The sequence below is a fragment of the Faecalibacterium sp. An122 genome, from assembly GCF_002160895.1.
GTDB lineage: Bacteria > Bacillota > Clostridia > Oscillospirales > Ruminococcaceae > Faecalibacterium.
This window is the reverse complement of record NZ_NFLL01000010.1, coordinates 1-25,292: the sequence shown is the minus strand read 5'-3', so window position 1 is coordinate 25,292 and position 25,292 is coordinate 1. Positions and strand designations below refer to the sequence as shown.

At 62.5% G+C, this 25,292-nt stretch carries 25 protein-coding genes and 1 tRNA gene; 12 read left to right on the top strand and 14 right to left on the bottom strand.

Features of this window, described 5'->3' with window-relative positions; all coding sequences use genetic code 11:
• Positions 1-95: 95 nt before the first annotated feature.
• Positions 96-1,400, bottom strand: coding sequence for a family 10 glycosylhydrolase (locus B5E67_RS08090; RefSeq protein WP_087384584.1), 1,305 nt, complete (start codon positions 1,398-1,400; stop codon positions 96-98).
• Positions 1,401-2,161: 761 nt separating this feature from the next.
• On the opposite strand from B5E67_RS08090, the gene B5E67_RS08085 reads away from it, so the two are divergent.
• Positions 2,162-2,238: transfer RNA gene (locus tag B5E67_RS08085), tRNA-Ile, on the top strand.
• A 270-nt stretch (positions 2,239-2,508) separates the two neighbouring features.
• On the opposite strand, the gene B5E67_RS08080 is transcribed toward B5E67_RS08085, so the two are convergent.
• From B5E67_RS08080 to B5E67_RS08060, 5 genes are all read right to left on the bottom strand, one after another.
• Positions 2,509-2,772 (bottom strand): hypothetical protein, encoded by a 264-nt coding sequence (locus B5E67_RS08080; protein ID WP_087384582.1) that lies wholly within the window; start codon positions 2,770-2,772, stop codon positions 2,509-2,511.
• A gap of 35 nt (positions 2,773-2,807) precedes the next feature.
• Positions 2,808-4,139 (bottom strand): prolyl oligopeptidase family serine peptidase, encoded by a 1,332-nt coding sequence (locus B5E67_RS08075; protein WP_087384580.1) that lies wholly within the window; start codon positions 4,137-4,139, stop codon positions 2,808-2,810.
• Between the two features lie 155 nt (positions 4,140-4,294).
• Positions 4,295-5,014 carry a Crp/Fnr family transcriptional regulator gene (locus tag B5E67_RS08070; RefSeq protein WP_087247491.1) on the bottom strand — a complete coding sequence of 240 codons (720 nt, stop codon included), beginning with the start codon at positions 5,012-5,014 and terminating at the stop codon, positions 4,295-4,297.
• Entirely contained in the window at positions 5,004-5,876 is an 873-nt protein-coding gene (locus tag B5E67_RS08065; protein WP_087384579.1) for an NAD(P)/FAD-dependent oxidoreductase, read from the bottom strand. Before B5E67_RS08065 ends, B5E67_RS08070 begins: the two co-directional genes overlap by 11 nt.
• A gap of 96 nt (positions 5,877-5,972) precedes the next feature.
• Positions 5,973-7,103, bottom strand: a complete 1,131-nt coding sequence (locus B5E67_RS08060) for a hypothetical protein (protein ID WP_087384577.1) — start codon at positions 7,101-7,103, stop codon at positions 5,973-5,975.
• Between the two features lie 147 nt (positions 7,104-7,250).
• Here B5E67_RS08060 and B5E67_RS08055 point away from each other — a divergent pair, with 147 nt between their 5' ends.
• A complete protein-coding gene (locus tag B5E67_RS08055; RefSeq protein ID WP_087384575.1) occupies positions 7,251-8,258 on the top strand; it encodes an asparaginase in 1,008 nt (335 codons plus the stop codon).
• A gap of 24 nt (positions 8,259-8,282) precedes the next feature.
• On the top strand, positions 8,283-9,038 hold the full coding sequence (locus tag B5E67_RS08050; RefSeq protein ID WP_087384573.1) for a TIGR02206 family membrane protein: 756 nt from the start codon (positions 8,283-8,285) through the stop codon (positions 9,036-9,038).
• Between the two features lie 88 nt (positions 9,039-9,126).
• Here the strand turns inward: B5E67_RS08050 and B5E67_RS08045 are convergent, their stop codons facing one another.
• The 3 genes from B5E67_RS08045 to B5E67_RS08035 form a co-directional block, all read right to left on the bottom strand.
• Complete coding sequence (locus B5E67_RS08045) at positions 9,127-11,022, bottom strand: heavy metal translocating P-type ATPase (RefSeq protein WP_087384571.1); 1,896 nt, start codon at positions 11,020-11,022, stop codon at positions 9,127-9,129.
• A 225-nt stretch (positions 11,023-11,247) separates the two neighbouring features.
• A complete protein-coding gene (locus B5E67_RS08040; RefSeq protein ID WP_087247479.1) occupies positions 11,248-11,469 on the bottom strand; it encodes a cation transporter in 222 nt (73 codons plus the stop codon).
• Positions 11,470-11,499: 30 nt separating this feature from the next.
• Positions 11,500-11,817 carry a metalloregulator ArsR/SmtB family transcription factor gene (locus tag B5E67_RS08035; RefSeq protein ID WP_087384569.1) on the bottom strand — a complete coding sequence of 106 codons (318 nt, stop codon included), beginning with the start codon at positions 11,815-11,817 and terminating at the stop codon, positions 11,500-11,502.
• Positions 11,818-12,069: 252 nt separating this feature from the next.
• On the opposite strand from B5E67_RS08035, the gene B5E67_RS08030 reads away from it, so the two are divergent.
• A complete protein-coding gene (locus B5E67_RS08030; RefSeq protein WP_087365216.1) occupies positions 12,070-12,456 on the top strand; it encodes a thioesterase family protein in 387 nt (128 codons plus the stop codon).
• 3 nt (positions 12,457-12,459) lie between these two features.
• Here B5E67_RS08030 and B5E67_RS15600 read toward each other — a convergent pair whose 3' ends face one another.
• Complete coding sequence (locus B5E67_RS15600) at positions 12,460-12,603, bottom strand: hypothetical protein (RefSeq protein WP_158098861.1); 144 nt, start codon at positions 12,601-12,603, stop codon at positions 12,460-12,462.
• A gap of 298 nt (positions 12,604-12,901) precedes the next feature.
• On the opposite strand from B5E67_RS15600, the gene B5E67_RS08025 reads away from it, so the two are divergent.
• Complete coding sequence (locus B5E67_RS08025) at positions 12,902-13,954, top strand: hypothetical protein (protein WP_087384567.1); 1,053 nt, start codon at positions 12,902-12,904, stop codon at positions 13,952-13,954.
• A gap of 100 nt (positions 13,955-14,054) precedes the next feature.
• Positions 14,055-14,585, top strand: a complete 531-nt coding sequence (locus tag B5E67_RS08020; RefSeq protein ID WP_087247471.1) for a MarR family transcriptional regulator — start codon at positions 14,055-14,057, stop codon at positions 14,583-14,585.
• A gap of 81 nt (positions 14,586-14,666) precedes the next feature.
• On the opposite strand, the gene B5E67_RS08015 is transcribed toward B5E67_RS08020, so the two are convergent.
• The gene (locus tag B5E67_RS08015; RefSeq protein ID WP_087247469.1) at positions 14,667-15,080 is read right to left on the bottom strand and encodes an EamA family transporter; all 414 of its coding nucleotides are present in this window, start codon (positions 15,078-15,080) and stop codon (positions 14,667-14,669) included.
• A 336-nt stretch (positions 15,081-15,416) separates the two neighbouring features.
• Between B5E67_RS08015 and B5E67_RS08010 the strand changes: the two genes are divergently transcribed.
• Entirely contained in the window at positions 15,417-15,938 is a 522-nt protein-coding gene (locus B5E67_RS08010) for a hypothetical protein (RefSeq protein WP_087247467.1), read from the top strand.
• Between the two features lie 71 nt (positions 15,939-16,009).
• Positions 16,010-18,127: an AMP-binding protein gene (locus tag B5E67_RS08005; protein WP_087384565.1), complete on the top strand. Its 2,118-nt coding sequence runs from the start codon at positions 16,010-16,012 to the stop codon at positions 18,125-18,127.
• A 151-nt stretch (positions 18,128-18,278) separates the two neighbouring features.
• Here the strand turns inward: B5E67_RS08005 and B5E67_RS08000 are convergent, their stop codons facing one another.
• The 3 genes from B5E67_RS08000 to B5E67_RS07990 form a co-directional block, all read right to left on the bottom strand.
• Positions 18,279-18,662, bottom strand: coding sequence for a desulfoferrodoxin family protein (locus B5E67_RS08000; protein WP_343286519.1), 384 nt, complete (start codon positions 18,660-18,662; stop codon positions 18,279-18,281).
• A gap of 156 nt (positions 18,663-18,818) precedes the next feature.
• Complete coding sequence (locus tag B5E67_RS07995) at positions 18,819-19,622, bottom strand: Cof-type HAD-IIB family hydrolase (protein WP_087247463.1); 804 nt, start codon at positions 19,620-19,622, stop codon at positions 18,819-18,821.
• A gap of 4 nt (positions 19,623-19,626) precedes the next feature.
• Positions 19,627-20,280 carry an HAD family phosphatase gene (locus tag B5E67_RS07990; RefSeq protein ID WP_087247460.1) on the bottom strand — a complete coding sequence of 218 codons (654 nt, stop codon included), beginning with the start codon at positions 20,278-20,280 and terminating at the stop codon, positions 19,627-19,629.
• A gap of 309 nt (positions 20,281-20,589) precedes the next feature.
• Between B5E67_RS07990 and B5E67_RS07985 the strand changes: the two genes are divergently transcribed.
• From B5E67_RS07985 to B5E67_RS07970, 4 genes are all read left to right on the top strand, one after another.
• Positions 20,590-21,669: a branched-chain amino acid aminotransferase gene (locus B5E67_RS07985; RefSeq protein ID WP_087247458.1), complete on the top strand. Its 1,080-nt coding sequence runs from the start codon at positions 20,590-20,592 to the stop codon at positions 21,667-21,669.
• A 447-nt stretch (positions 21,670-22,116) separates the two neighbouring features.
• On the top strand, positions 22,117-22,887 hold the full coding sequence (locus B5E67_RS07980; protein ID WP_087384563.1) for an alpha/beta hydrolase-fold protein: 771 nt from the start codon (positions 22,117-22,119) through the stop codon (positions 22,885-22,887).
• Positions 22,888-22,897: 10 nt separating this feature from the next.
• Entirely contained in the window at positions 22,898-23,650 is a 753-nt protein-coding gene (locus tag B5E67_RS07975; RefSeq protein ID WP_087384561.1) for an alpha/beta hydrolase-fold protein, read from the top strand.
• 127 nt (positions 23,651-23,777) lie between these two features.
• Positions 23,778-24,980, top strand: coding sequence for an ATP-grasp domain-containing protein (locus B5E67_RS07970; protein WP_087384559.1), 1,203 nt, complete (start codon positions 23,778-23,780; stop codon positions 24,978-24,980).
• Positions 24,981-25,292: the final 312 nt, after the last annotated feature.

The following is a 25,292-nucleotide window of genomic DNA, read 5'->3' as shown; positions in this document are numbered from 1 at the left end:
CGCTTTGCCCCGTTTTCATTCTCGTTGGTGGTTGTGTTCCAATCACTTCTTGTTAGTATACCGCATTTTCCTCTTAGACACAACCTTTTCCGGCCTTATTCTGGGGCGTTTGCCTCGGTCAGGGCCGCGCACTCGGCCCCGGCCAGCTGGGGCCAGGCCTCATTTCCGAACAGGGAACCGTACCGGTACAAGGCATAACCCCCGGCCCCCTGGGCCCGCAGGTCCGCCACCTGATCGGCCAGCGCCCGCCCGGTGGACCACCGTGCCACGCTGTTTTCGTCCGAGCCGCCGTCGCCGTCCCCAATCCGCCAGGCCCCCAGCCCGATGTACAGGGCCGCAGACCCCCGGGGCATGGCCAGCCATTCCGGGAGGATGTTCTCATAGGCGAACCGGTCCGACCCGCTGGACAGCCGGTATCCATAGCCCCAGTACAGCTGGGGACAGAGGTAATCCACCACGGCCTCCTCCCCGGAGGCCTCCAGCCAGGCGTAAACGTCGCTGTACTGCTGGTTCAGGTCGTTGTCGGGGTTGCCCTGGGGACTGACCCCAAACCGCAGGGTGGGGTCCTTGGCCTTGACGGCGTCGTGGGCCGCCTTGACCAGGGCGGTGACATTCTGACGCCGCCAGCCGGCCAGATCGGCGGCGCCGCTGGCGGCAAACTGGGCCGCGTCAATGGAAGGGTCGGTGGTGGGGTAGAAGTAGTCGTCAAAATGCACCCCGTCCACCGGATAATTCCGCACCAGCTCGGCCACCCCTTCCACCACATAGGCCGCCGCCTCGGGGATGGCCGGGTTGAGATAAAGGCCGCCGTTGACCTCCACCACCCATTCCGGGTGGGTGTTGGCCAGATTTTCCGCCGCCAGCTGGGCCGGCGACGAGGCCGTCGCCCGCAGCCGGTAGGGGTTGATCCAGCCTTCCAGGGAAAGGCCCCGGTTGTGGGCCTCGGTCAACAGAATGTCCAGCGGGTCAAAGCCGGGGTCCACCCCCTGGGTGCCGGTACAGATATGGCTCCAGGGATAGAGGGCGCTGGGATAGAGGGCGTCCCCAAAGGGCCGCACCTGAACCAGCACCGTATTGAGCCCCAGGGCGGCACAGTTGTCCATCATGGCGGCGGCCTGGGCCCGGAACCCCTCCGCCGAGGCATAATCCATCCCCTGAAGCTCAATGTAGCTGATCCACATGGCCCGGTATTCTCCGGCCCCCGGCCCGGAAGAACGGGACTCGGGGCCTGTTATCCAGCTCTGCCGGCTCAGCCAGAGGGCTCCCGCCCCCACGGCCGCCGCCCCGGCTCCCGCCAGAAAAGCCCGCCGGGTTACCTTGCCCCCGGACTTTTTCCGGCCCCGGCTCCGGCCTCTGGGAGCCGTCCGGGTGGTGGTTCGGGTGTTTTTCGTCTGGGGCATCAGACCGCCTCCCTGTACTGTAGCTTGTTGTGTTTCATCCCAACCCCTCCGCTCTCTCTGACCGGGCCGCATCGCCCGGATGCTGTTCTGTGCCCTTTCTCCCGAAATCAATCGGTTCGATCGCCGCACCGTTTCCTGTATTCTCGGGCGGACAAATGCCCCGCGCGCGGAGCGTGCACCTCTGGGTCAAATAGCTGCTCTCGCAGCTATTATACCGTGTCCGCCAAAGCGGACAAAAACCAATCCACGCGGAGCGTGCACTTCTGGGTCAAATAGCTGCTTTTGCAGCTATTATACCGTGTCCGCCAGAGCGGGCAAAAACCGACCCACGCGGAGCGTGCACTTCTGGGTCAAATAGCTGCTTTTGCAGCTATTATACCGTGTCCGCCAGAGCGGGCAAAAACCGACCCACGCGGAGCGTGCACTTCTGGGTCAAATAACCGCCTTAGCGGTTATTATACCGTGTCCGCCAAAGCGGACAAAAACCGACCCACGCGAAGCGTGCACCTTTTGGTCAAATAACCGCCTTAGCGGTTATTATACCGTGTCCGCCGGAGCGGACAAATACCAATCCGCGCGGAGCGTGCACTTCTTGGTCAAATAGCTGCTCTCGCAGCTATTATACCACAATCCCGCCTTTATGTGCGCTTTTTCCACAGAGCGAAATCGAGCCAAAGTCTTTTCATTTGAGCACAAATCTGCTATAATAATTTTATTAGTGCACTGCAAACCGCCTGTTACAGCATATGCAAAGCATTTGCGGGCCAGTAGCTCAGTTGGTCAGAGCTGGCGGCTCATAACCGCTTGGTCCCGGGTTCAAGTCCTGGCTGGCCCACCAAAAAACAAAACGTCCGGCGTACCCCGCCGGGCGTTTTGCTTTTTTGTGCAGCGAAGCGGTGGCCAGCCCGACTTGAACAGGGCGGCGAGCCGCAGCTCGCAAAAACGGTCCTGTGGACCGTTTTTAGCCCGCGGGTGGTCCTGGCTGGCCCACTAAAAACAAAACGTCCGGCGTATCCCGCCGGGCGTTTTTGCTTTTTTGTGCAGCGAAGCGGTGGCCAAGCCCGACTTGAACAGGGCGGCGAACCAAAATAAAATTTGCCTCCCCCTCTCAGAAAAACACCAGCCTAAGAAAAAGCGCCGCGATCAAACAAGCCGCCGCGGTTTTCTCCGCTCTGCTGATGTTCTGCCCGGGGAAAAACTGTTTCCTGCACAGCGAATGGATCACGGCGCAGGCAATGGAAACCGCCAGAAAAATTTGAAATCCTCTCGTGTCCGCCCACCCGGGAAAAAACATCAGCACCGCCCAGGCAGCCAGCAGCAAAAGCTCGACCCCATAACGGGAAAGCGTTTGAAGTTTCTCTTTGATGTCCATTGCCGCGCTCCTTTCGTCTGGTGACGTTCAGGGGGTTATATCTTGTTTCGCCCGCTCCGGTTCTGCCGGGCCAGCCAGGGCCACAGGCTTTCGCCGCCGTCGGTGCACAGGCCCTGGAAGAAATACACCCAGCTGAAATGTCCGTTGTACTCATACGGGGAGCCGTTCGGCCGGGTATAAAGGCCGGTTTCATCCACCACTTTGGGCAGGACGGTGGCGTGGAGGTCAGCCCCCATGGCCCGCAGCCGCCGGATGGTGGGGGCGGCGTGGGCCGCCGGAGGAACGATGGGGTCGTTTTCCGCATAGACAAACCAGAGGGGCAGGCCGGATTCCGCCAGCGCTTTCAGCTGCCGGTCAGAGATGCCGGCGTCGCGGTAGGCCTCACAGATGGGATAGGCCGCCGCAAAAAGGGACGGGTCATCCAGAACCAGGTCCATGGTCATGTAACCGCCGTTGGAGCAGCCGCCCACCGTCACGCGGTCGCGGTCGATGTCGGGGTATTCCGCCAGGACGGCCCGGATCAGCTCCATCAAATCCTGATGGTACACCGAGGACACCCCGGGGTTGTCCTTCCAGTCGCCCTTTTCGGTGTACTGCATCCAGTAAGTGGGGGTCTGGGGAGCCAGAACATAGGCCCCGCCCATTTCCTTCTGGAAGGTCTCGCCCCAGAGGGCCGACACTTGATTGCCCAGCGCCGCCACCGCCGGGTTTGTGCCGCCCTCGCCGGTGCCGTGGAGCCAGATCACCAGCGGATGCTTTTCTCCGGCGGGGTGGTCCAGCCCATAGAAGGCATAGTGCAGGGTATGGCCCCCGGAACCGGTGAACACCCCATCCAGCCGGACTCCCGCCAGGCAGGGCACCCCCATGGAGGGCTCCGGGTCCAGTTCCAGATGGTCCAGCGGTTTTCCTTCCGGGGTGGACAGGGGAGCGGTGAGGGTCACTGTCAGGCGGTAGGGATCGCACCAGTCCGCCTTTTGGGTCAGGGGATTGAAACAGAAGGGGCAGCCCTCTGCCGGGCTCACCGCCAGAGTCAGAAGAATATAGGGGCTATCCTGACGGGTCGGGGCCCCGGCGGCCGTCACGGCGGCCGCCTGCCGGACGGTCCGCCGGGTTCTGGACAACATCCGGGCCGGGACCGGCTCGGCCTTATCAAAAGCTTCCTTTTCCTCCCACACCTGGAACCGGTCCGCCGTCACCGAATCGCTGCAAACCGGCCTAGGCAGCACCAGAAGCACCCGGGACACCGCCGGCCCCCAGGGGCAGCCCTCCACCAGAGCCAGCTGGGTGCCCGGGGCGCCCGGCTGTCCCGATGCCCGCAGAACGGGAACCGCTTCCCACAGGGCGGGCTTTGATCCATGGGTCATCATCCGACATCACGCGCCTTTCCTCATTTTTCCCCATTGTACCGCCGGGAAAATGGATTTGCAAACCCTTTTTCCTGCGGCAGACGCAGAACAGGCCCCCGCCTCGAAAGGCGGGGGCCTGCCCGAAAGGAGCGGGACGATGCCCGGATTGTTTTTTGTTATTGCCTGCGGCGGGGGCGGCTGCCGGCCTCGCCCCGGGCCAGCTTCTGGAGCCGGGGTTTATCCAGCACCGTCAGGCCGCCGCGCCAGAGCTTGACCAGCCCTTCCTGGGCGAAATATTTCAGCATCCGGCTCACCACTTCCCGGGCGCTACCCATATAGCGGGCAATCTGGTCGTGGGTCATCCGCAGGTCATTGCCGCCGGTCTTGGCCAGCTCGTCGGTGAGGAAAATGGCCAGGCGCCGGTCGGCGCTCATGAACAGAATCTGCTGCATGGCCCACATGGTCTCAGAATAGCTCTCGGCCGTCATCTGATAGGCATAGCAGCGGACGTAGATGTTCTCATCCATCACCCGCTTGAAGGCGCCGGCGCCGATGCAGTAGGCCTCCACCGGTTCCTCGGCGTCGATGTGGACGTCAAAGGTCACCGAATCCAGCACGCAGGAGGCGGACAGGATGCAGACATCCCCCGCAAACAGCCGGTACAATGTCACATCCCGGCCATCCTCCTCCGACAGGAGGTAGGCCCGCAGCTGGCCCGAACGCAGCAGCAGAATGCCCACACAGTTTTCGGTGGGGCTGTGGACGTGGGCCCCCTTGTCGTAATGGACCGGACGTGCAAACCGGCACAGAAAATCCTGCTGTTCCGCCGTCAGCTTGTCCCAAAAGGGAAAGCAGCAGGCCAGGCAGCCTTTGTCCTCTGCTTCTTTACGCTCCATAGAAACCGCCCTTTCGCAGGGCCTTGGCGGCCTCGTTGCCGGCCACGGCCCCCTCATACACCGCCTTCGCCACCTGCAGCAGGCCGCCGGTGCAGTCGCCGGCGGCAAACAGGCCGGGAATGGTGGTCATCATGTTGGCATCCACCACAATCTTGTTGCCGTCCACTTCGGCGCCCATCTTGCGGGCCAGGGCGGTGCTGCCCGCCACGCCCAGGGCGATAAAGACGCCATCCAGGGGCAGTTCCTCGCCGCCGGCCAGCCGGACGCCGGACACCTTGCCCTGGCCCAGAATGGCCTCCACCTTTTCGGTGCGGACGGTGATTTCCGGGGGGAACTGGGCGGTCAGCTCAGCGCCGCCGGTCAGCAGGGTGACGCTCTTGGCCAGAGGCAGCAGGGCCGAGGCCTCATGCAGGGCGTATTCGCCGCTGCCCATCACCGCCACATCCTTGCCGCGGTAGAAAAAGGCGTCGCAGGTGGCGCAGTAGCTCACGCCGCGGCCTTCCAGGTCCTTCAGGCCCGGCACCGGCGGCGCGGTGCGGGACGCACCGGTGGCCAGAATCACCGCGTCGGCGGGATACTCTCCGCTGAGGGTCTCCACCGTCAGCTTGTCGGTGAAGGTCAGGCCCACGGCCTCGGCCTCCACAAACTTGACCCCCACTTCCTTGGCGCCCTCGATGCCCCGGCGCTCCAGCTCGGCGCCCGAGATGCTACCCGGCACGCCGTAATAATTCTCGATGCCCTCGGCCCGGGCCAGCGACCCGGGGCCTTTGGTCAGGACGGTGGTATCCACCCCGGCACGCGCCGTATACAGCGCGGCGGAAATGCCCGCCGGACCCGAACCAATAATCACCACATTCGCCATATCCTTGTTCCTCCTGGGTATCGTTGTTTTCTCTTCTAAATAAGTATGGCACATTTTCCGCCCGCGGTCTGTAACTGACTTACAAACCGGCCCTTTTTATTCCTTTTCCGCCGCGCTGGCCAGCCGGTCCTCCACCCGGGCCAGCAGTTCCCGGGTGGCGTCGGCGTCCCCGGGGTAGGGCCAGGCATCCAGGTCCTTTTCCAGCCGGGCCCGGAGGCGGTCCGCCTCCTGGGTTTTGCCGGCGGCACGGGCCGCCGCATACTGCACCAGCACAATCCCCGGGTTGCCCTTCATCTGGCGGCAAAACGCCTTGATCTCAGAGCTGCCCAGAATGTCCAGCCCCTGGCTGATGCGGCCATCCATCAGGTCGAAAAGGCCCTGGTCTGCCTGCAGTGCATACTGATGGACGGCGGCCAGTTTGCCGTTCTCCTGCAGCAGCTGTTCCCGCAGGGCGGAGGCCTCCTCATAGCGGCCCTGATCCACCAGCCGGCTGTACCGGTACACCCACACCGCCCCTTTCATGGGGTCGTCGGGGCCTGCATCCCCCGGCAGAATAAACCATTCTTCGGGGATATCCCGCAGCCGCCGGCCTTCCATCTGGGCCGCGTTGATGGCCAGCTGGGCCCAGAAGGCCCGCCGGCTCACCGGATCTTTTCCCAGATGCAGGGCGTTGTAGCCGTCGTTGGGCATCCCGCTGATCTTGAGGGGAATGCCGTTCACCAGGCCCAGATACAGACCCGCCAGGCCGATTCCGATCCAGATGCAGGCCAGTGCCGGGCTGCTCCGGCGGAACAATACCACCAGCGCCCCGCACAGCAGCACCGACACAAAATTGATCAGCGGTCCGCCCAGATTGTAGGCGAACACCGGGAACCCTTCCTCCCGCCAGGGAGGCGGGGCGAGAAGGCACTGGCCGCCGGTGCCCGACAGGCGGTAGCGGCACCACTGGAACCGGCCGTCCCGGCGGATCAGCATGAGGCTGCCCACCCGGAAGGACACAAAGCCGTAGCCTGTGGCCAGGCCGAACACCAGATGTCCGCCCTCGTGGAGAATAATCTGGATGAAAAAGCCTGCCAGCAGACCCAGAATCAGGAAGGGCAGGGCGTCGGACGCCATCCCGATTTCGGCCGCCAGCGAGGCCCCCAGATAGCCCGCCGCCATGCCCAGCAGCAGGATCAAAACCCAGGTCAAAAGTTTGCCCAGGACATTCTTTTTGCTCTTTTTCACAGCGCACCTCCCGTCGTTGGTTTGGATGCCCTCATGATACCGCACCCCGGACCAAAAAGCAAGGCGGGGACTTTCCCAGGAAATTTTACACACCAGCGGGCCGGTTTGTGCTATACTGGACGGGATCCAATATCACGGAGGCACTCTATGAGTTTAAAGAAAATTCTGTTTATTACCACCGGCGGCACCATTGCCTGTGTGCGGACCCCGCAGGGCCTGCGGCCGGTGCTTTCCAGCGGGGAACTGCTGGCCCATCTTCCGGGTCTGGCCAAGCTGTGCCAGCCCGACACCCTGGCCTTGTGCAGCATCGACAGCACCGACATGAGCCCCGCCCACTGGCTGGACATGGCCCGGGCCATCGAAGAAAACTACGACCGCTACGACGGCTTCATCCTCTGCCACGGCACCGACACCCTGGCCTACACGGCGGCGGCGCTGAGCTATCTGGTCCAGAACGCGGCCAAGCCCATCATCCTCACCGGCTCCCAGCAGCCCATTTCCAACGAGATCACCGACGCCAAAAAGAACCTGCGGGACAGCGTCATCTGTGCGCTGGATCCCCGCAGCCACGGGGTGATGGTGGTGTTCGGGGGCCTGGTCATTGCCGGCACCCGGGCCAAGAAAAACAAGACCATCAGCTACGACGCCTTTGCATCGGTGAATTTCCCCCATCTGGCCCAGGTCCAGGGGGACCGGCTGGTCCACTACATCCAGACCCCGCTGCCCGAAGGGCCGGTCCAGTTCAGCCACGCCCTGGACCAGCGGGTCTTTCTGCTGAAACTGACCCCCGGCATGCGGCCCGATCTGCTGCCGGCAATTTTTCAACTGTACGACTGCGTGATTGTGGAAAGCTTTGGCGCCGGCGGCATCCCGGAATCCCTGATGGAGGGCTTTGCCCGGGGTCTGGGCCGGTACGAGGACACCCACAAGGTGCTGATTATGACCACCCAGGTCACCTACGAGGGCAGCGACGTGGGCATCTACGAGGTGGGCCGCCGGGTCAAGGATCAGTTTGCCTTCCTGGAAGCCCACGACATGACCATCGAGGCCGTCATCACCAAGAGCATGTGGCTGCTGGCCCAGAAGTGCGACCACTTCCAGGAGCTGCAGGAAAAATTCTATCGCCAGATCAACTTCGACACCTTCTATCACTGATCGTCCGGGAGGGGGAAGGGCACTATGTCTCCATTCTGGGACACCATCGACACCATGCTCCAGCTGCGGGGCGGGGATTACAAGTCCTTTGCCCTGTTCGGCCCGGTGCATCTCTTTTGGCTGGGACTGTGCGCGGTTCTGTGCACGGCGGGCTTTTTCGGGTTCCGGCGGCTGGGGGACCGGGGACGGCGGCGGGTGCTGGCCGTTCTGACCCTTCTGCTGCTGGCCGACGAACTGCTGAAAGACGTTTCCGCTCTGGCCACCGGCCAGTTCGTCTGGCAGTTTCTGCCCTTTCATCTGTGCAGCATCAACCTGTTCATCTGTCTGTGGTACACCCTGCGGCCCAACCCCATCGCCGCCGAGGTGCTCTACGCCCTCTGTCTGCCGGGGGCGCTGGCGGCTCTGCTGTTTCCCTCCTGGCAGGCCCTGCCCCTGTGGAACGTGATGCATCTTCATTCCAGCACCGTCCACATCATGCTGGTATTGTACCCGGTTCTGCTGCTGGGAGGCGGGTTCCGGCCCAGCGTCCGGCGGCTGCCGGCGGTCTTTGGGGTGCTGGCGCTGGACACCGCCGCCGCGGCCCTCTGCAACCATTTCCTGGACACCAACTTTATGTTTCTGCGGGGTTCCTACGGCAACGCCGCTTTGAAGGTCATCGAACAGCTGTTTGGTCCCGCCTACATTCTGGGCCTGCTGCTGATTGTCTTCGCGGTCTGGGCGGTCCTGTACCTGCCCTGGACGGCGGCGGACCTGCTCCGCAAACGGCGGAAAAAAATCTGATTCTGCACGCAAAAAGCGCCCCGGGGCGCATCCGTTTGGGATGCCTCCGGGGCGCTGTGTTGTTTCAGAATGCGGATGGGGCAGGGGATCAGGATTTCAGGCCGTTGCGGCGGACCAGATCCCGGGTATAGAGGGCGCGGGTGGCGTTGAGGACGGCCAGCACCATGACGCCCACGTCGGCGAAGATGGCCAGCCACATCCCGGCCAGGCCCAGAGCGCCCAGCAGCAGGCAGGCGGCCTTGACCGCCAGGGCAAAGACGATGTTCTGATAGACAATCCGCACGGTGCGGCGGGAAATGTCCATGGCCAGGGCGATGCGGGCGGGGTCGTCGTCCATCAGGACGATGTCCGCCGCCTCAATGGCGGCATCCGAGCCCAGAGCGCCCATGGCGATGCCCAGATCCGCCCGGGACAGCACCGGCGCGTCGTTGATGCCGTCACCCACGAAAGCCAGATTCTCCCGGGGGCCTTTTTCGGCCAGAAGGGATTCCACCCGGTTGACCTTATCCTCGGGCAGCAGGCCCGCATGGTATTCGGTGATGCCCAGCTGATCCGCCACCGATTTGGCCACCGGCTCGGTATCGCCGGTGAGCATGACGGTGCGGCGGACGCCGGCCCGTTTCAGGCCCGCAATGGCCTTGGCGGCGGTGGGCTTGAGGACATCCGAAATCACCACCGCGCCGGCGTAAGCGCCATCGACGGCCAGATAAATCACGGTGCCGGTCTGTTCCGGCGGGGTGGGGGTCAGGCCCAGTTTGGCCATCAGGCGGGCATTGCCCACCGCCACATTCCGGCCGTCCACCCGGGCGGTGATGCCATAGCCGCCCAGCTCCTCCACGTCCGACACACGGGCCGGGTCCAGCTCTCTGCCAAAGGCCTGTTTCAGGCTCTGGGAGATGGGGTGTTTGGAATAGCTCTCGGCCAGGGCGGCGGTCTCCAGCAGGGAATCCCGGTCCCCGCCGTCGGCAGGGTAGACCCCGGTGACCTCAAAGACGCCCCGGGTCAGGGTGCCGGTCTTGTCAAAGACCACGATTTTGGTGCGGGACAGCTCTTCCAGATAGGTGGAGCCCTTCACCAGAATGCCGCAGGTGCTGGCTCCGCCGATGCCCCCGAAAAAGCTCAGGGGAATCGAGATGACCAGGGCACAGGGGCAGGAGATGACCAGGAAGGTGAGGGCCCGGTAGACCCAGTCCCCAAACTGTGCGGGCTGGCCCAGCAGCATCAGCACCAGAGGCGGCAGCACCGCCAGGGCCAGGGCGCTGTAGCAGACCGCCGGGGTATACACCCGGGCAAACCGGGTGATGAAGTTCTCGGTGCGGGCCTTCTTCATGCTGGAGTTTTCCACCAGGTCCAGAATCCGGGAGACGGTGGACTCCCCAAACTCCCGGGTGGTGCGGACCCGCAGCACGCCGCTGAGGTTGACACAGCCCGAAATCACATCATCCCCGGCTTTGGCGTCCCGGGGCAGGCTCTCACCGGTGAGGGCCGCGGTGTTCAGGGTGGAGGTGCCCTCCACCACCACGCCGTCGATGGGCACCCGCTCGCCGGGCTGCACCACAATCACCGACCCAACCTCCACTTCGTCGGGGTCCACCTGTTCCAGGGTGCCGTCGGGCTGCTCCAGGTTGGCGTAGTCGGGCCGAATATCCATCAGGGCCGCAATGCTCCGGCGGCTCTTGCCCACGGCCACCGCCTGGAACAGTTCGCCCACCTGATAGAACAGCATGACGGCGCAGCCTTCCATGTACTCCCCCAGGGCGAAGGCGCCCACGGTGGCCACTGCCATCAGGAAGCATTCGTCAAAGGGCTGGCGGTTCTGGATGCCCTTGATGGCCTTGCGCAGGACGTCCCCGCCCACCACCAGATAGGGAACCAGATACAGCACCCCCACCGGCACCGGCGTCGCCGGCAGCAGCTGCAGCACAACCAGCAGCACCGCCGCCGCGATGATCCGGTACAGCATCTTCTTTTGCTTGGCGTTCATATCACAAAAGCCTCCTTTTGCAGGCTGTCCGGCCCTGTTTTTCCACACCATTTCGACACAGGGCGGCGTTTGTCCACAGATTCCACAGGTTTTCCCCAGAAATCTGTGGAACAAAAACCACTTTTTCTCGTTATTTTTGAAGTTTTCCTCAAAAACCGTGGAAAAACCGGTGGAAAAAGTGGAAAACTGCCGCTTTTATCCCCCGGTTCTGTGGAAAACCGCTTCTCAGATCCCGAAGATCTCGCAGTCGCTCTCCACCTTTTTGCAGTTGGCCAGCACCTGGGGCATCACAGCCTTGGGGTCCTGGCCCTCCTCAAACTCCACGCTCATCTTGAGGGTCATGAAGTTGACGGTGGCGTTCTTGACGCCGGGGGTTTTCTGGGCGGCGGCCTCCATCTTGTTGGCGCAGTTGGCGCAGTCCACGTCGATCTTATAGGTCTTTTTCATGATGTACCAGTCCTTTCCATCCGCTTGGTGTCATTCTTCGATGTGCTCCATCCCGAGGGAGAGAATGCTCCGCACATGGTCGTCGTCCAGCGCGTAATAGACGGTCTTGCCCTCCCGGCGAAAGCGCACCAGCTTGGAGTCCTTCAGCACCCGCAGCTGATGGCTCACCGCCGACTGGCTCAGGGCCACCGCCGCGGCAATATCCTGCACGCACAGCTCCTGGTCGTGGAGCGCATACAGAATTTTGATCCGGGTCGAGTCGCCGAACACCCGGAACAGGTCCGCCAGCTCGTACAGAATCTCGTCGTCCGGCATCCCATCGGCTGTGGTCTTGGCCTGCTGTTCCATCTTGCATCCTCCTTTGTCCTCAATATATGAGCATCTGTTCATGTGTTCATTATAGCACCGCGCCGCGGGAAGTCAAGAGGGAAATGATAAAAAAATCACGTATGTTCTGACAAACTCCGCCCCGCCGGGAATTCCCTGGAAAAAGCGGTCAAAAACAGGTGCGCCGGGGCCCAAAATGTGGTATTCTTAAGACAGACAAAAAATCAGGGCCGCAGCCCCAAAGGCCCGGCCCCTGCAAGGAGGAAATACATCATGTTGGAAGCTGGAATCCGCGGCCAGGCATCTGTGGCCGTCACCCCTGAAAACACCGCCCGCGCCATGGGCAGCGGGACCCTGGAGGTATTCGCCACCCCGGCCCTGGCGGCCCTGGCGGAAAAGACCTGCTGGGAGAGCGTAGCCCCCCAGCTGGACCCGGGCTGCGGCACGGTGGGCACCCAGCTGTCGCTGGAGCACACCGCCCCCACCCCGGTGGGAATGACCGTCACCTGTGAAAGCGAGCTGATCGCGGTGGACGGCCGGAAGCTGACCTTCTCGGTGACCATGCGGGACGAAAAGGGCCCGGTGGGCCACGGGGTGCATCAGCGGTTTGTCATCGACGACGCCAAGTTCTTCGCCAAGGCCCAGGCCAAGCGGGGCTGACCTTCAGCAGGGCGGCCCGGCCCGGCGGTCGTCGGGCGGGTCGTCGGGAAGTTCCAGCGGCGGCGGCTGGGCCGCCAGATAGGCCTCTTCGGCCCGGGCCTGGGCCTGCTGCAGCAGGCGGATGGCCGCCTCGCTGGCCCGGAACATTTCAAAGTAAAGCTCTCTGTAATCCGGCGCGGCAATACGCCCCCTTTCGGTGAATGTGAGGTCAGGGTGGATCTGAAAATACCTCCACACTGTCTCATTCTGCCCCAAAGCGCATCTGCCGCGTTGCAGTCGCTTGCATTCCACAAAGGAGTGCGGCGCTCCTGCGCCTTGCAGCTGCATCTTTGGGGCGAACGGTCCAGCATAGATGCATTCTCAGATCCACCCTAGTCTGCCCGGCGCGCCGCCCCTTCATGCGGGCGGGGAGGTTTTCCCATCGGAAAGGAGGTTCCGTTTCACCATGAAAAAGGCATTTGCAGGACTGTTCGCCCTCTGCTTTCTGCTGCTGACCCTGGCCGCTGTGCCGGCTTCGGCCCAGCAGGGGACAGGGAGGATCTATCTCTACGGCGAAAACCACTCCACCCAGGCCCATCTGGATCAGGAGCTGGCCGCCTGGAAAGACTTTTATCACAACCAGGGGATGCGGGACCTGTTCATCGAGGTGCCCTCCTATACGGCTGCCTTTATGAACCTGTGGATCAAGGCGGAGGATGACGCCATCCTCACCCGCCTGTACGAGGACACCGAAGGAACCGCCGGCAACAGCCAGGCCACCTGGGATTTTTACCAGGCCATCAAGGCGGAATGCCCCGAGACGGTGTTCCACGGCTTTGACGTGGGCCACCAGTACGACACCACCGGCCGCCGGTATCTGATGGGCCTGATGCTCACCGGCCAGATGGGCTCATCCGACTGGGACCTGACCCAGAAAATCATCGGCCAGGGCAAAACCTATTACCAGACCCTGGACGGCGCCTACCGGGAAAACCAGATGGTGCTCAACTTCAAGGAAGCCTTTGACGCCCTGCCCGCCGGCACCAGCGTCATGGTCATCACCGGGTCGGCCCATTCGGACATCTATCAGAACGATCTTTCCACCGGGACAGTGCCCTGTCTGGCCAACCAGCTGCGGCAGATCTATGGGGAAAACCTTCTGGCCCGGAATCTGACCGCCGGGGTGGACTACACCACCGCCGGCCTGACTTCCGCCGTCGCTCTGGGCGGGAAGGAGTATTCCGCCCTCTGCCTGGCGGTGCAGGACCTGTCCGGCCGGATGCCGCAGTACCAGTCCCGAACCTTCTGGCTGATTCAGGACGCCTATGAGGACGTCCAGGCCCTGCCCCTCATCGGAGATGTGCTGCCTTACAATAACTTCCCCTGGCCGGTCCAGCAGGGGGAGGTCTTTGCGGTGGATTATCTCCTGGCCGACGGGTCGGCCCAGCGGCATTTTTATCGGGCCGACGGCACTTCCTGGCAGGGTATGCCCACCACCGTGGGCTTTGCGGCGGAGTAAATATTCCGCCGGCGGTCATACTTTCCTCATGCAGGGTCTTTCCCTCCGGTCGAAAATATGATATACTGTCTTTAGATACGCTCAGAAAGGGGGCAAACCCATGCTGGAGGACGCGTTCCAGGCCGTCTATACCAAGTTCAAGCTTCACTTTTACCAAAAGGTATTTCATCGGTTCGCCACGCGGGAAGCCACGCTCACTACTGTGGAATCCTTCTGCATGGAGGGCATCATGGCCCTGGGCGAACCAACCATCGCCGAGTTTTCGCGCATGATGCAGATTTCCACCCCCAACGCCGCCTATAAGATCGGCAGCCTGGTCCGCAAGGGCTACGTGGAAAAGATCCAATCCACCACCGACCGGCGGGAGTATCATCTGCGCCCCACCCAGAAGTATATCGACTACTACAGCATCAGTTACTCCTACCTGCACACCGTCATCGAGCGGGTGCGGGAACGGTTCTCACCCGAAGATGTGGCCAAAATGGAAGAAATGCTGACCATCATCAACGATGAGCTGATGCCCGAGCTGCAGCTGCCCGCCACCAAGGCCGCCGCCCCCATCCGGCAGGCCAGGCCCGAGTCGCCCGCCGCTGCGCCCGATGCCGGTGCTGCACCGGAGTGCGCAGAATAACAGCCAACCCCACCCAAAACAGTACAACCGCCCCCGCTGTGCCTTATGGCAGCGGGGGCGGTTTGTGTTTTCATGCCGTTATTACAGGACCATGTAGAGGGTGCCTGCGGTGATGAGGATGCAGCCCACCAGGGACTTGGCGGTGAAGGGCTCGTGCAGAAACACAAAGGCCAGCACCAGGGTAATCACCACGCTGAGTTTGTCCACCGGCACCACCATGGACGCGTCGCCGATCTGGAGGGCATGGTAATAGCACAGCCAGGACGCGCCGGTGGCCAGGCCGGACAAAACCAGAAACATCCAGCTGCGGGGGCTGATGTCCTTCAGGCCGCCCTGGGTATTGGTGAGGAACACCATGCCCCAGGACATCACCAGCACCACGCCGGTGCGGACGGCGGTGGCCAGGGTGGAGTTCACCCCTTCGATGCCGACTTTTGCCAGGATGGAGGTCAGGGCCGCAAACACTGCCGACCCCAATGCGAAGAAAAACCACATGGAAAATGCCTTCTTTCTACGCCCATTATAAGCACATCCCGGGGCAAAGGGCAAGGGCTTTTCCCGATTTTTGCCGGGTCAGGGGGTTGTATGGTGAGCCAGAGTCACCAAAGTCCCCGGCCGCCGGCCCCAAACCGCCCCTTTTTCCGGGGCGCCGGACGCCGGGCAGGGGAGAAAACAACCTTTTTTCGCCCGGGCGGTAAAAATCTGGGGAAAGGATTGACACCGAAAGGTATACATGGTATCCTGTTGAAGCACCTGTATTACAGGTAGACCGAGAAAAACCTGCATGCGGCGCCCGATGGAGGGCGGCTGTGCATCCATAGGAGGAGCCTTATGTCCATTTTCCAAAAACCTGACCGTCATCACGTCATCGTGACCGCCAGCGTGCTGGTCTGGATCTTCATTGTCAACGTGGCCGCCGTCGCCCTGGGCATTGCCGGCTGGCCCCTGTACTTCGTCACCATCTTCTTCTTCGCCCTGGGCGCAGACATGAAGAACATTCCCATGATTTTCGCCGGCGGCACCCTGGGTCTGGTGGCAGCGCTGGCCCTTTATGCCGGCACCTTCGGCCTGGCTCCCTACATGGGCCTGCTGGGTGCATTCGCCCTCAGCATCGGCGTCATCCTCACCGTCATCATCCTGGGCGGCACCGTCTGCCCCGTGGTCTGCAACAACGTGGCCTTTGCCTATCTGACGGTGGCCACCGTCAACTTTGAGGAGATCACCCCCGCCATCATCGGCTCCCAGCTGATCACCTTCTGGGTGGGCGGCGCCGTCATTCTGGGCGGTTCTCTGCTGTTCGCCTCCATCGGCAACAAGATCGCCGCCGCAGGCCACTCCGAAGCCAAAAAGTGAAAGCCGGATTGTAAAACCGCCGGCCGGATGCTACAATAAGAGTGTATTATGGAACAAAGGAGCATCCGACGATGGCGATTCAAAAAGTGGTAAAGAGCAGCGTCAGCCAGCAGGTTTTTGACCAGCTGCGCCAGCAGATTCTGTCCGGCAGCTGGAAACCCGGCGACAAACTGCCCTCCGAAAATGAACTGGCCGCCCAGTTCGGGGTAAGCCGGGTGACCGTCCGCAACGCGCTGCAGAAGCTCAGCGGTCTGGGCCTGCTGGAAACCCGCTTCGGCGAGGGCTCCTTTATCCGGGGTCCCGAGGCCGGGGCCGCCCTGAACCAGCTGGTGCCCATGCTGTATCTGGGCCGGGAAACCCTGAAGGACATCCTGACCTTCCGCCGGATGGTGGAGGGGCCCATCTGTGAGATCGCCTGCCGCCGGGCCACCGACGGCGAAATCGCCCAGCTGCGGGAGCTACTGGACCAGATGGAGCGGTCCGAGGCGGATCTGGCCGCCTTTGCCCGGCTGGACAGCCGGTTCCACTGCATGCTGGCCCGGCTGACCCGCAGCAACATGATGCAGCAGATCTACCAGATCATCGACGACGCCATCCAGTCCTCCTACCGGCAGAACGCCCGGCGCCAGAGCGTGCCGGTGGCCCTCCACTGGTACCGGGAGATTCTGGCGGCCTTTGAGGCCCGGGATTCCGCCCGGGCCCGGGAGGCCATGGAGCAGTCTCTGGACCAGACTTTCTGGATTTCCACCGTCTATCAGAACGTCATCAACATGGAGTCCGCCTGGCCCCAGCGGGTGGCGGTCCGGTGGTATGACGAGGAAGCCGGCGGGGTCCGTGAGGTCACCTACCGGGACTATGCCGCCGACATCCGCCGGATGGTGGGTTATCTGCGGCGGAGCCTGCCCGACGTGCAGGGCCGTCACATCGGCCTGCTGGCCCGCAGCGGCTACGCCTACGGGGTGGCCATCTTCGGGTGCATTCTGGCGGGGGCGGTGGCCGTCCCCCTGAACATCGAAAAGAGCTGGGCCCAGCTGTCGGATGAGCTGGCCCGGGCCGACGTGGACTGCCTGCTGGCGGACGGCGTCTATTCCGACCGGGAGCCGGCCTTTGCAGACTATAAGGGCACGGTGCTGGACATCCACGCCTTTGCAGGCTGCACCGAACTGGCCGAGCTGACCGAATGCCCCGACCAGGACGCTCTGGCCCTGATCGTTTTTACTTCCGACACCACCGGCCGCAGCAAGGGGGTTATGCTGAGCCAGCGCAACCTCTTTGCCCCCATGCGGCTGTTTACCGAGCCTTTTGAGACCGTCCGGCACCAGTTTGGCCTGCCGGAGGATTATCAGTTCGCCGCCTTCAGCGTCCTGCCCCTGTTCCACATCGCGGCCCTCAGCAGCCTGATTTCCTGGAGCATCAGCGGGAACGCGGTGCACTTCTGCACCGATCTGCGGCGCTTTTACCGGGACCTGGCCGCCATGCCCAGCGACGCCATGGCGGTGGTGCCCACCCTCCTGAAATCCATCCACCACGATGTGATGAAAGGGAAGCGGGCCCGCCTGGGCAAGCTGCGCCTGTTCACCTGCGGGGCCGCCATGTACGACCCCCAGATGCTGGCCGACCTCATCGCCCAGGGCTTTACCATCATCCAGACCTACGGCCTCACCGAGACGGTGGGGGACGGCGGCTGGAACAGCGCCCAGGACGCCGCCCATCTGTCCTCGGTGGGCCTGCGGGACCCGGACATGGAATACCGTCTGGAGGACGGCGAGCTGTGCATGAAGGGCGACGCCGTCATGCTGGGCTACTACAAAGACCCCGAGGGAACGGCGGCGGTGCTGCGGGACGGATGGTTCCACACCGGAGACCTGGCCCGCATCGACGCCGACGGCTATATCTACCTCACCGGGCGGAAAAACAACCTGATGATTCTGCCCAGCGGGGAAAACGTCAGCCCCGAGGAGCTGGAAACTCTGCTGAGCCGGAACCCCGCGGTGCGGGAGGTGCTGGTGGAGCAGAAGGACGGCAAAATCTGCGCCCGGATTTCCTGCCGGGAGGCCGTCCGGGACGAGGTGCGGGCCTTTGTGACCCAGACCAACCGGTCTCTGCCTCTCTACAAGCGGATTACGTCGGTGGAATTCACCGACCAGCCCCTTCCCCGCAACGCTCTGGGCAAGATGGTCCGGGGCTGAGGGATTTTCTGTTTGCAATTCACGATTCCTTTTTCCAACTCCTTTTTTGCTTTTTCGGCAAAGCAAAAATCGCCCCCGTCCGGCTGGCTGAGCGCCAGGTCCGGGCGGGGGCGATGCTATGTCTGGATGTCAGATCCGGTCAGATGGGGAATCAGACCTCGGTCTTCCACAGGCCGTGCAGGTTGCAGTAGGCGTAAGCGGCCACAGCCTTGTCACCCTCGGCCAGGGTGAAGACGGCCTTGGGCTCGGCGTTGGCAGCCAGCTCCTTGCGCTGGACGCCCTGCTCGGTCTCCAGAACCACCCACTGGATCAGGTGAGCGTCGGTCATGGGGTGTGCCACAGAGCCGACCACCACGGTGACGGTGCTGCCGTCCACGGTGACCACCGGCTTGTGCTTCTCACCGGCAGCGTCCACGGTGTTGGGGACTAGTTCCTTCATGGCCTCGCCGCAGCAGATCATGGGAACGCCCGAGCTGTGGACCATCTCGACCAGGTTGCCGCAGTGGCTGCAAACGTAGAACTTCAACTCTTTCATGGTAGTCTCTCCTTTTTGGTTTGTCTTTGTTGTATCGTGGGGGCCGCACGGCGCGGCCGTTTCGTTTGGTTTTTGGTTTCGAAGCATCTCGCTTTCGATGGTCCTAGTATACCCGATTTTCTGCCGTTTGTCTGTGACTGCATCACTTTTCAGGAATTATTCCTGAATCAGTCCGAAATGCACCGCAGCCTTCCAGATGCCGTCCCGGTCCACCGTATCGGTGACGTAGTCGGCGGCCGCCTGGACAGTGGGGGAGGCGTTGCCCATGGCCACGCCGGTACCGGCGGCCCGCAGCATCTCAATGTCGTTGCCGCCGTCTCCAAATGCGATGCACTGGTCGGCGGTGAGGCCGTGGCGGGCCATCATCCGGGCCAGGCCCTCGGCCTTGCCGCCGTCGGCGGGGATCACATCCGCAAAAACCGGGTTCCACCGCACCGCCCGATAGCCCGGCACCGCCTCGGCAAAGGGGGCGTCCATCTCAGGGGGCATGTACAGATTCAGCTGGTAGGTGGTATGGGTCAGAGCCCGGGCCGGGTCGCCCACCGGGTGCCGGGGCGGGTTCAGATGGGCGTCCTCGCACCGTTTCTCCACCAGATCCGCCGGGCGGTTCAGGTAGACGTATTCGTCCTCGCAGAAGGCGCAGAGGGTGTCAGGGTGGGCTTCCAGCCACCGCAGCAGGGCAGGCACCGACTCCTTGGGCAGGGCCTGGATGTAGAAGGGGTTCAGGTCCCCGTCGGTGCAGCACTGGCCGTTGGTCAGCACATAGCCGTCAAAGGGCACACCCAGGGTTTCCTCCATCCCTTTCATGTAGAAGGGAGGCCGCCCGCTGGCAATGAACAGCTTGATGCCGGCGGCCTTCATCTCTTTCAGGGCCCGCAGGGTGGAAGGGGGCACCTGATGGGTGGCAAAACTCAGCAGGGTGCCGTCAATATCGAAAAATGCAGCGCGAATATTCCCCATTGTATTACAGTTCACCTGCCTTGAGCTTGTCCAGCACCTCGCAGAGGCTGTCGCACTTCATGGTGTAGAGGCTCTGCATCTCCTGGTCGGCGGGCATCAGGTCGGGGACCATGACGGTGACAAAGCCGCCGGCTGCGCCGGCCCGGACGCCGTTGTGGCTGTCCTCCAGCACCAGGCAGGAGGCCGGCTCCACACCCAGCGCTTTGGCTCCCAGCAGGAAGGCCTCGGGGTCGGGCTTGGAGCGGGTGACCATCTCTCCCGACACCAGAGCCCGGAACCGGGACGTCAGATTCCAGTTGTCCAGGTTGCGGCGGATGACGTCCGCCCCGCTGGAGGACACCACGGCCATGGGAATCCCCTGGGCGTCCAGCCAGTCCATCAGCTCATCCAGGCCCGGCTTCTTGGGCACCGGCGCCAGGAATTTCTCGTGGGCGATCCGGTCAAAGGTCTGGATGATGGCCTCGGCGGGGCAGTCGGGGCCGTAATAGCTCCGCAGCACCGCCCGCAGGTTTTCCCCTGCGGCGCCCCGGGCCGCCTGATCCAGGCCGGTTTTGAAGGGCAGGCCGAACACTTCCAGCGCCGGCGCCCAGGACTCGCCCCACAGCGGTTCGGTGTCGAACATCAGGCCGTCCATATCGAAAAGAACACCTTGTATCATACAGTCATCCTTTGTTGTTTGTTGCGTGGAACAGCTTTTGCACCGGGCCGCCTCACCGGCGGGACGGGACGGCGTTTTGGCCGCAGCTGCGCGAAATGAGGCCCTGGAAGCCGCTTTGCAGCGGCCCCGAAACCCAGTGCTATTATAGCACAATCCCGCGCAACTTACAGCACCCTAAGATGAAAATATCTGCCGTCCCTCTTGTAAATTTTTCACTTGTTATTATAATAAGAACTAACATTTGGCGAAAGCGGCAAGGGCGGTGGGCCCGGGCGCGTTTCGTGCAAGAGTGAGAAAAGAGGGAACATCATGTTGGATATCAAAATCACCCGTACCGCCTCTCCTAAGGCCAAGCCGCAGGATGAGTCGAAGCTGGGCTTCGGCAAGATCTTCAGTGATCATATGTTTGTGATGGACTACACCGCCGGTCAGGGCTGGCACGACGCGCGGATCGTGCCCTATGGTCCCTTCCAGATCGACCCTGCCACCACCGTCCTGCACTACGCCCAGGAGATTTTTGAGGGCATGAAGGCCTACCGCACCGCCGACGGCACCATTCAGCTGTTCCGCCCCGACTGCAACGCCAAGCGGATGCAGGATTCGGCTGACCGTCTGTGCATCCCCACCATCCCCGAGGAGGACTACATCCAGGCTGTCAAGGCCATCGTGGATGTGGACCGCGACTGGGTGCCCCATGCCGACGGCGCTTCCCTGTATATCCGTCCCTTTGTCTTTGCCACCGACGTGGGCCTGGGCGTCCACGCTTCCCATCACTACACCTTCTGCATCATCTGCTCTCCCTCCGGCGCCTACTACGCCGAGGGCATCAACCCGGTGCGGATTTACGTGGAGGATGACTACATCCGCGCCGCACCCGGCCTGACCGGCTTCACCAAGTGCGGCGGCAACTATGCCGCCTCCATCAAGGCCGGCGAGCTGGCCGAGGAGCAGGGCTATGCCCAGGTTCTGTGGCTGGACGGCGTCGAGAAGAAGTACGTCGAGGAAGTCGGCAGCATGAACATCATGTTCAAGATCGACGGCAAGGTCTACACCGCCGCCACCGTGGGCACCGTTCTGCCCGGCGTCACCCGCCGCAGCTGCATCGAGCTGCTGAAGGACTGGGGCTATGAGGTCATCGAGGGCAAGCTGGCCATCGCCGACGTCATGAAGGCCGCCCAGGAGGGCAAGCTGGAGGAAGTCTTCGGCACCGGCACCGCCGCCGTGGTTTCTCCCGTCAAGGAACTGGTCTGGAAGGGCGAGCACGCCTACATCGGCGACGGCAAGATCGGCCCCGTCACCCAGAAACTGTACGACACCATGACCGGTATGCAGTGGGGCCGCCTGCCCGACACCAAGGGCTGGATCGTCCCCGTGGAAAAGGTCTACTAAGCGCAGTCTGCTGATAGAAAGAACTCCCGCCCCGCAAGTCCGGCGGGAGTTTGGCGTGTCGGGGGCCGACACGCCCTGAGGGGAACCCGCTCCGGCGTGCATTCGCACGACCGTCCCGCTTTCCCCCCAGTACCCCCCTTTCCGACAAAATGTCCCGGCCAAGCCCGCACCCGCCCTGCGGCGGGCACAGCTTGGCCGCAACATTTCCCGGTCGGTGTCCGGCCTGTACGCACATGTCATCCAGGCCGGACCGATTTTAAAAGGCTGCCGCCGGTTTCTACTCCCGCCCCGCAAGTCCGGCGGGAGTTTTTTGGTGCAGAAAGCCTTTACTACTTTGCTTTACTGTGATAAACTATATGTACACGCCCGCGGCCGGAGGCCGGGGCGTGGGGAAGGGCCGCAGCGGCTTCTGACGGATGCAGCGGCCCGCCCAGAGAGGAATGAACCATGGTCAGAAAATGGAGCGTGCCTTATCCCGCAGTCAACGGGGAGGAAGAACGTGCCGCCTATTTCTATCTGCCGGTGGACTATGACCGGGAACCGGACCGCCGGTATCCGGTGCTGTATATGTTCGACGGGCAGAATGTCTTTTGGGATTCCGATGCCACCTACGGCAAGAGCTGGGGGATGGAGCGGTTTCTGGACGAAAACCGGGTGCCCCTGATTGTGGCGGCCCTGGAGTGCAACACCGGGGAACACTACGAGCGCCTGGACGAATATTCCCCCTATCGCTTTGAGGAAAAGGAGCTGGGCCGGTTTGAGGGCCACGGGGATGACACCATGGGGTGGTTCATCCAGGAATTCAAGGCCTTTGTGGACAGCGAATGCCGCACCCTGCCCGACCGGGAACACACCTTCATCGCAGGCAGTTCCATGGGCGGCCTCATGAGCCTGTACGCCCTGTTCAAGTACAACGACGTGTACAGCCGGGCGGCGGCCCTGTCGCCCTCCATCTGGGTGGCTCCCGACAAGCTCAAGGCCCTGGTGACCCGGGCCAAGATCCAGCCCGACACCATCCTGTATATGGACTACGGCTCGGAGGAAATGGGAAATCATAAGACCATGCGGCGGGACTTTGGTTCCTTTGGCACCAAGGTCATGAACCGCGGGGTGCATCTGACCCAGCGGATTGTGCCGGGCGGCACCCACAGCGAAGCCAGTTGGGAGCGGCAGCTCCCCTTCGTGATGGAGACCCTGTTCTACGGTCTCGACGTCTAAGGAGGCAGCAATGGAGACGCAATATTTCAAGGAATACAGCCCCGCTCTGGGGCGGGAGATGGAGTGCAAGCTGTACGGCCACGCCGGGCGGCCCATGCTGTTCATCCCCTGCCAGGACGGGCGGTTCTTCGACTTTGAGAATTACCACATGGCCGGCACCCTGGCGCCCTGGATTGAGTCGGGCCAGCTGATGGTCCTGTCCATCGACACCATGGACAAGGAGACCTGGTCGGACAAGACCGGGGACCCCTATTGGCGGATTCGCCGCTACGAGCAGTGGCTGGACTACATCGTCCAGGAGGCCTGCCCCATGCTGCAGCGGATCGCCTGCGAGCGGAACGGCTGGGACAGCCTGCCCGGCATCATCCCCTTCGGGTGCAGCCTGGGCGCCACCCACGTCCTCAACCTCTACCTGCGCCACCCCGACCTGTTCGACGGGTGCCTGGCCCTCAGCGGCATCTACACCGCCAGCTACGGCTTCGACGGGTATATGGACGAGGTGGTCTACCGCAATTCGCCGGTGGACTACATGGCCAATTTCCCCACCGATCACCCCTTCATGGACTATTACCGCTCCAAAAAGGCGGTGGTCTGCTGCGGCCAGGGCGACTGGGAGCAGCCCGCCACCACCTGGCGGATGAAGGAGATCTTCGAGCAGAAGGGCATCCCCGTCTGGGTGGACATCTGGGGCAGCGACGTCTGCCACGACTGGCCCTGGTGGTACAAGCAGGTGATCTACTACATGCCCCATCTGCTGGGCTGACGGACCGGCTGGTCCGGCGGCACGGGCTGCGGCGCCCGGCCGTTTCCGTCCCTGGCGGGAACGGTATTTTCCGACATCGCCCCCGGCCGGGGTCCGGCCGTTCTGAACTGTGAAAAGAGGAATCCATATGAAAAATTTCATCTTCATTTCCCCCAATTTCCCCACCAATTACTGGCAGTTCTGCCATGAGCTGCAGAACAACGGGATGAACGTTCTGGGCATCGGCGACCAGCCCTACGACGAACTGATGCCCGAGCTGAAGGAGAGCCTGAACGAGTACTACAAAGTGGGCAGCCTGGAGAACTACGACGAGGTGTACCGCGCCGTGGCCTTCTTTGCCTTCAAGTACGGCAAGATTGACTGGCTGGAGTCCAACAACGAGTACTGGCTGGAGCAGGATGCCCGGCTGCGCACCGACTTCAACATCAATACCGGCTTCCATCTGGAGGACATTCCCCGCATCAAGTACAAGAGCAAGATGAAGCCCTTCTACCAGAAGGCCGGCATCACCACTGCCCGGTATCACATGGTGGACAACTTTGAGAGCTGCCGCAAGTTCATCGACGAGGTGGGCTATCCTGTGGTGGTCAAGCCGGACAACGGCGTGGGCGCTTCCGACACCTACAAGCTGTCCTCCGACCGGGAACTGCAGGAGTTCCTGGCCTACAAGTACGCCGCCCATCCCTTTGCACCCTACATCATGGAGGAGTTTGTCCACGCCGAGGTGAACAGCTACGACGCCATCATCGACGCCCACGGCAATCCCATCTTTGAGGCGGGCAACGTGACCCCCATGTCCATCATGGACATCGTCAACAACAGCGACAACTCCATCTACTACATTGTGAAGGACCTGCCCGACGACACCCGCGCCGCCGGCCGGGCCGCGGTCAAGAGCTTCGGCGTCAAGAGCCGGTTTGTCCACTTTGAGTTCTTCCGCATGACCGAGGACCAGGCCAGCATGGGCGAAAAGGGCAAGATTGTGGCCCTGGAGGTCAACATGCGGCCCTGCGGCGGCTTTACCCCCGACATGATCAACTTTGCCCGTTCCACCAACGTCTACAAGATCTGGGCGGACATGGTGGCCTTCGGCGGCACCGACATGCCGGTGGGCCAGCACTTCTACTGCGCCTACGCCGGCCGCCGGGACGGCAAGCCCTTTGCCCTGAGCCACGAGCAGATCATGCAGCGCTACCAGAACAACATGCGGATGGTGGACCGCATTCCTGCCGCGCTGGCCGACGCCATGGGCAACCAGATGTATGTGGCCACCTTCTCCACCGAGGAGGAAATGAACCAGTTCTACAAAGACGTTCTGGCCACCGAGTAAAACATTTCCCGTCTTTCATCCCCGACCCTCTGGGCCGGGGATTTTTTGTTGTCCGGCCTTTTCCAAACGAAAAGCGCCCGCTTGCGCGGGCGCCAAAAAAGGAAAAATATTTTTTGTTTTTTGAAATCCACCCGATCCGGCCGGGGGCCTTTGGGACGCAGGCTCCCCCAGCGGGGGAGCTGTCGCCGAAGGCGACGGAGGGGGGACTCCGCTGAACCGTGCGGTACCTTCCGGGGCCGCCAGGCGGGCCGGGGCGTTCTGGTACGCCCTTCCCCAAGGGGGAAGGCGGCCCGCAGGGCCGGATGGGGGACT

What these genes read in the sequence shown, in the direction of transcription:
- B5E67_RS08035 (WP_087384569.1), bottom strand. Translation starts at nt 11,817, where the DNA reads ATGGAACAGCAGGCCAAGACCACAGCCGATGGGATGCCGGACGACGAG.
- B5E67_RS08080 (WP_087384582.1), bottom strand. Translation starts at nt 2,772, where the DNA reads ATGGACATCAAAGAGAAACTTCAAACGCTTTCCCGTTATGGGGTCGAG.
- B5E67_RS08020 (WP_087247471.1), top strand. Translation starts at nt 14,055, where the DNA reads ATGCTGGAGGACGCGTTCCAGGCCGTCTATACCAAGTTCAAGCTTCAC.
- B5E67_RS08090 (WP_087384584.1), bottom strand. Translation starts at nt 1,400, where the DNA reads ATGCCCCAGACGAAAAACACCCGAACCACCACCCGGACGGCTCCCAGA.
- B5E67_RS08075 (WP_087384580.1), bottom strand. Translation starts at nt 4,139, where the DNA reads ATGATGACCCATGGATCAAAGCCCGCCCTGTGGGAAGCGGTTCCCGTT.
- B5E67_RS08015 (WP_087247469.1), bottom strand. Translation starts at nt 15,080, where the DNA reads ATGTGGTTTTTCTTCGCATTGGGGTCGGCAGTGTTTGCGGCCCTGACC.
- B5E67_RS08065 (WP_087384579.1), bottom strand. Translation starts at nt 5,876, where the DNA reads ATGGCGAATGTGGTGATTATTGGTTCGGGTCCGGCGGGCATTTCCGCC.
- B5E67_RS08055 (WP_087384575.1), top strand. Translation starts at nt 7,251, where the DNA reads ATGAGTTTAAAGAAAATTCTGTTTATTACCACCGGCGGCACCATTGCC.
- B5E67_RS08010 (WP_087247467.1), top strand. Translation starts at nt 15,417, where the DNA reads ATGTCCATTTTCCAAAAACCTGACCGTCATCACGTCATCGTGACCGCC.
- B5E67_RS15600 (WP_158098861.1), bottom strand. Translation starts at nt 12,603, where the DNA reads ATGTTCCGGGCCAGCGAGGCGGCCATCCGCCTGCTGCAGCAGGCCCAG.
- B5E67_RS08005 (WP_087384565.1), top strand. Translation starts at nt 16,010, where the DNA reads ATGGCGATTCAAAAAGTGGTAAAGAGCAGCGTCAGCCAGCAGGTTTTT.
- B5E67_RS08025 (WP_087384567.1), top strand. Translation starts at nt 12,902, where the DNA reads ATGAAAAAGGCATTTGCAGGACTGTTCGCCCTCTGCTTTCTGCTGCTG.
- B5E67_RS08030 (WP_087365216.1), top strand. Translation starts at nt 12,070, where the DNA reads ATGTTGGAAGCTGGAATCCGCGGCCAGGCATCTGTGGCCGTCACCCCT.
- B5E67_RS07980 (WP_087384563.1), top strand. Translation starts at nt 22,117, where the DNA reads ATGGTCAGAAAATGGAGCGTGCCTTATCCCGCAGTCAACGGGGAGGAA.
- B5E67_RS08040 (WP_087247479.1), bottom strand. Translation starts at nt 11,469, where the DNA reads ATGAAAAAGACCTATAAGATCGACGTGGACTGCGCCAACTGCGCCAAC.
- B5E67_RS08000 (WP_343286519.1), bottom strand. Translation starts at nt 18,662, where the DNA reads ATGAAAGAGTTGAAGTTCTACGTTTGCAGCCACTGCGGCAACCTGGTC.
- B5E67_RS07995 (WP_087247463.1), bottom strand. Translation starts at nt 19,622, where the DNA reads ATGGGGAATATTCGCGCTGCATTTTTCGATATTGACGGCACCCTGCTG.
- B5E67_RS08045 (WP_087384571.1), bottom strand. Translation starts at nt 11,022, where the DNA reads ATGAACGCCAAGCAAAAGAAGATGCTGTACCGGATCATCGCGGCGGCG.
- B5E67_RS07975 (WP_087384561.1), top strand. Translation starts at nt 22,898, where the DNA reads ATGGAGACGCAATATTTCAAGGAATACAGCCCCGCTCTGGGGCGGGAG.
- B5E67_RS07990 (WP_087247460.1), bottom strand. Translation starts at nt 20,280, where the DNA reads ATGATACAAGGTGTTCTTTTCGATATGGACGGCCTGATGTTCGACACC.
- B5E67_RS08050 (WP_087384573.1), top strand. Translation starts at nt 8,283, where the DNA reads ATGTCTCCATTCTGGGACACCATCGACACCATGCTCCAGCTGCGGGGC.
- B5E67_RS07985 (WP_087247458.1), top strand. Translation starts at nt 20,590, where the DNA reads ATGTTGGATATCAAAATCACCCGTACCGCCTCTCCTAAGGCCAAGCCG.
- B5E67_RS07970 (WP_087384559.1), top strand. Translation starts at nt 23,778, where the DNA reads ATGAAAAATTTCATCTTCATTTCCCCCAATTTCCCCACCAATTACTGG.
- B5E67_RS08070 (WP_087247491.1), bottom strand. Translation starts at nt 5,014, where the DNA reads ATGGAGCGTAAAGAAGCAGAGGACAAAGGCTGCCTGGCCTGCTGCTTT.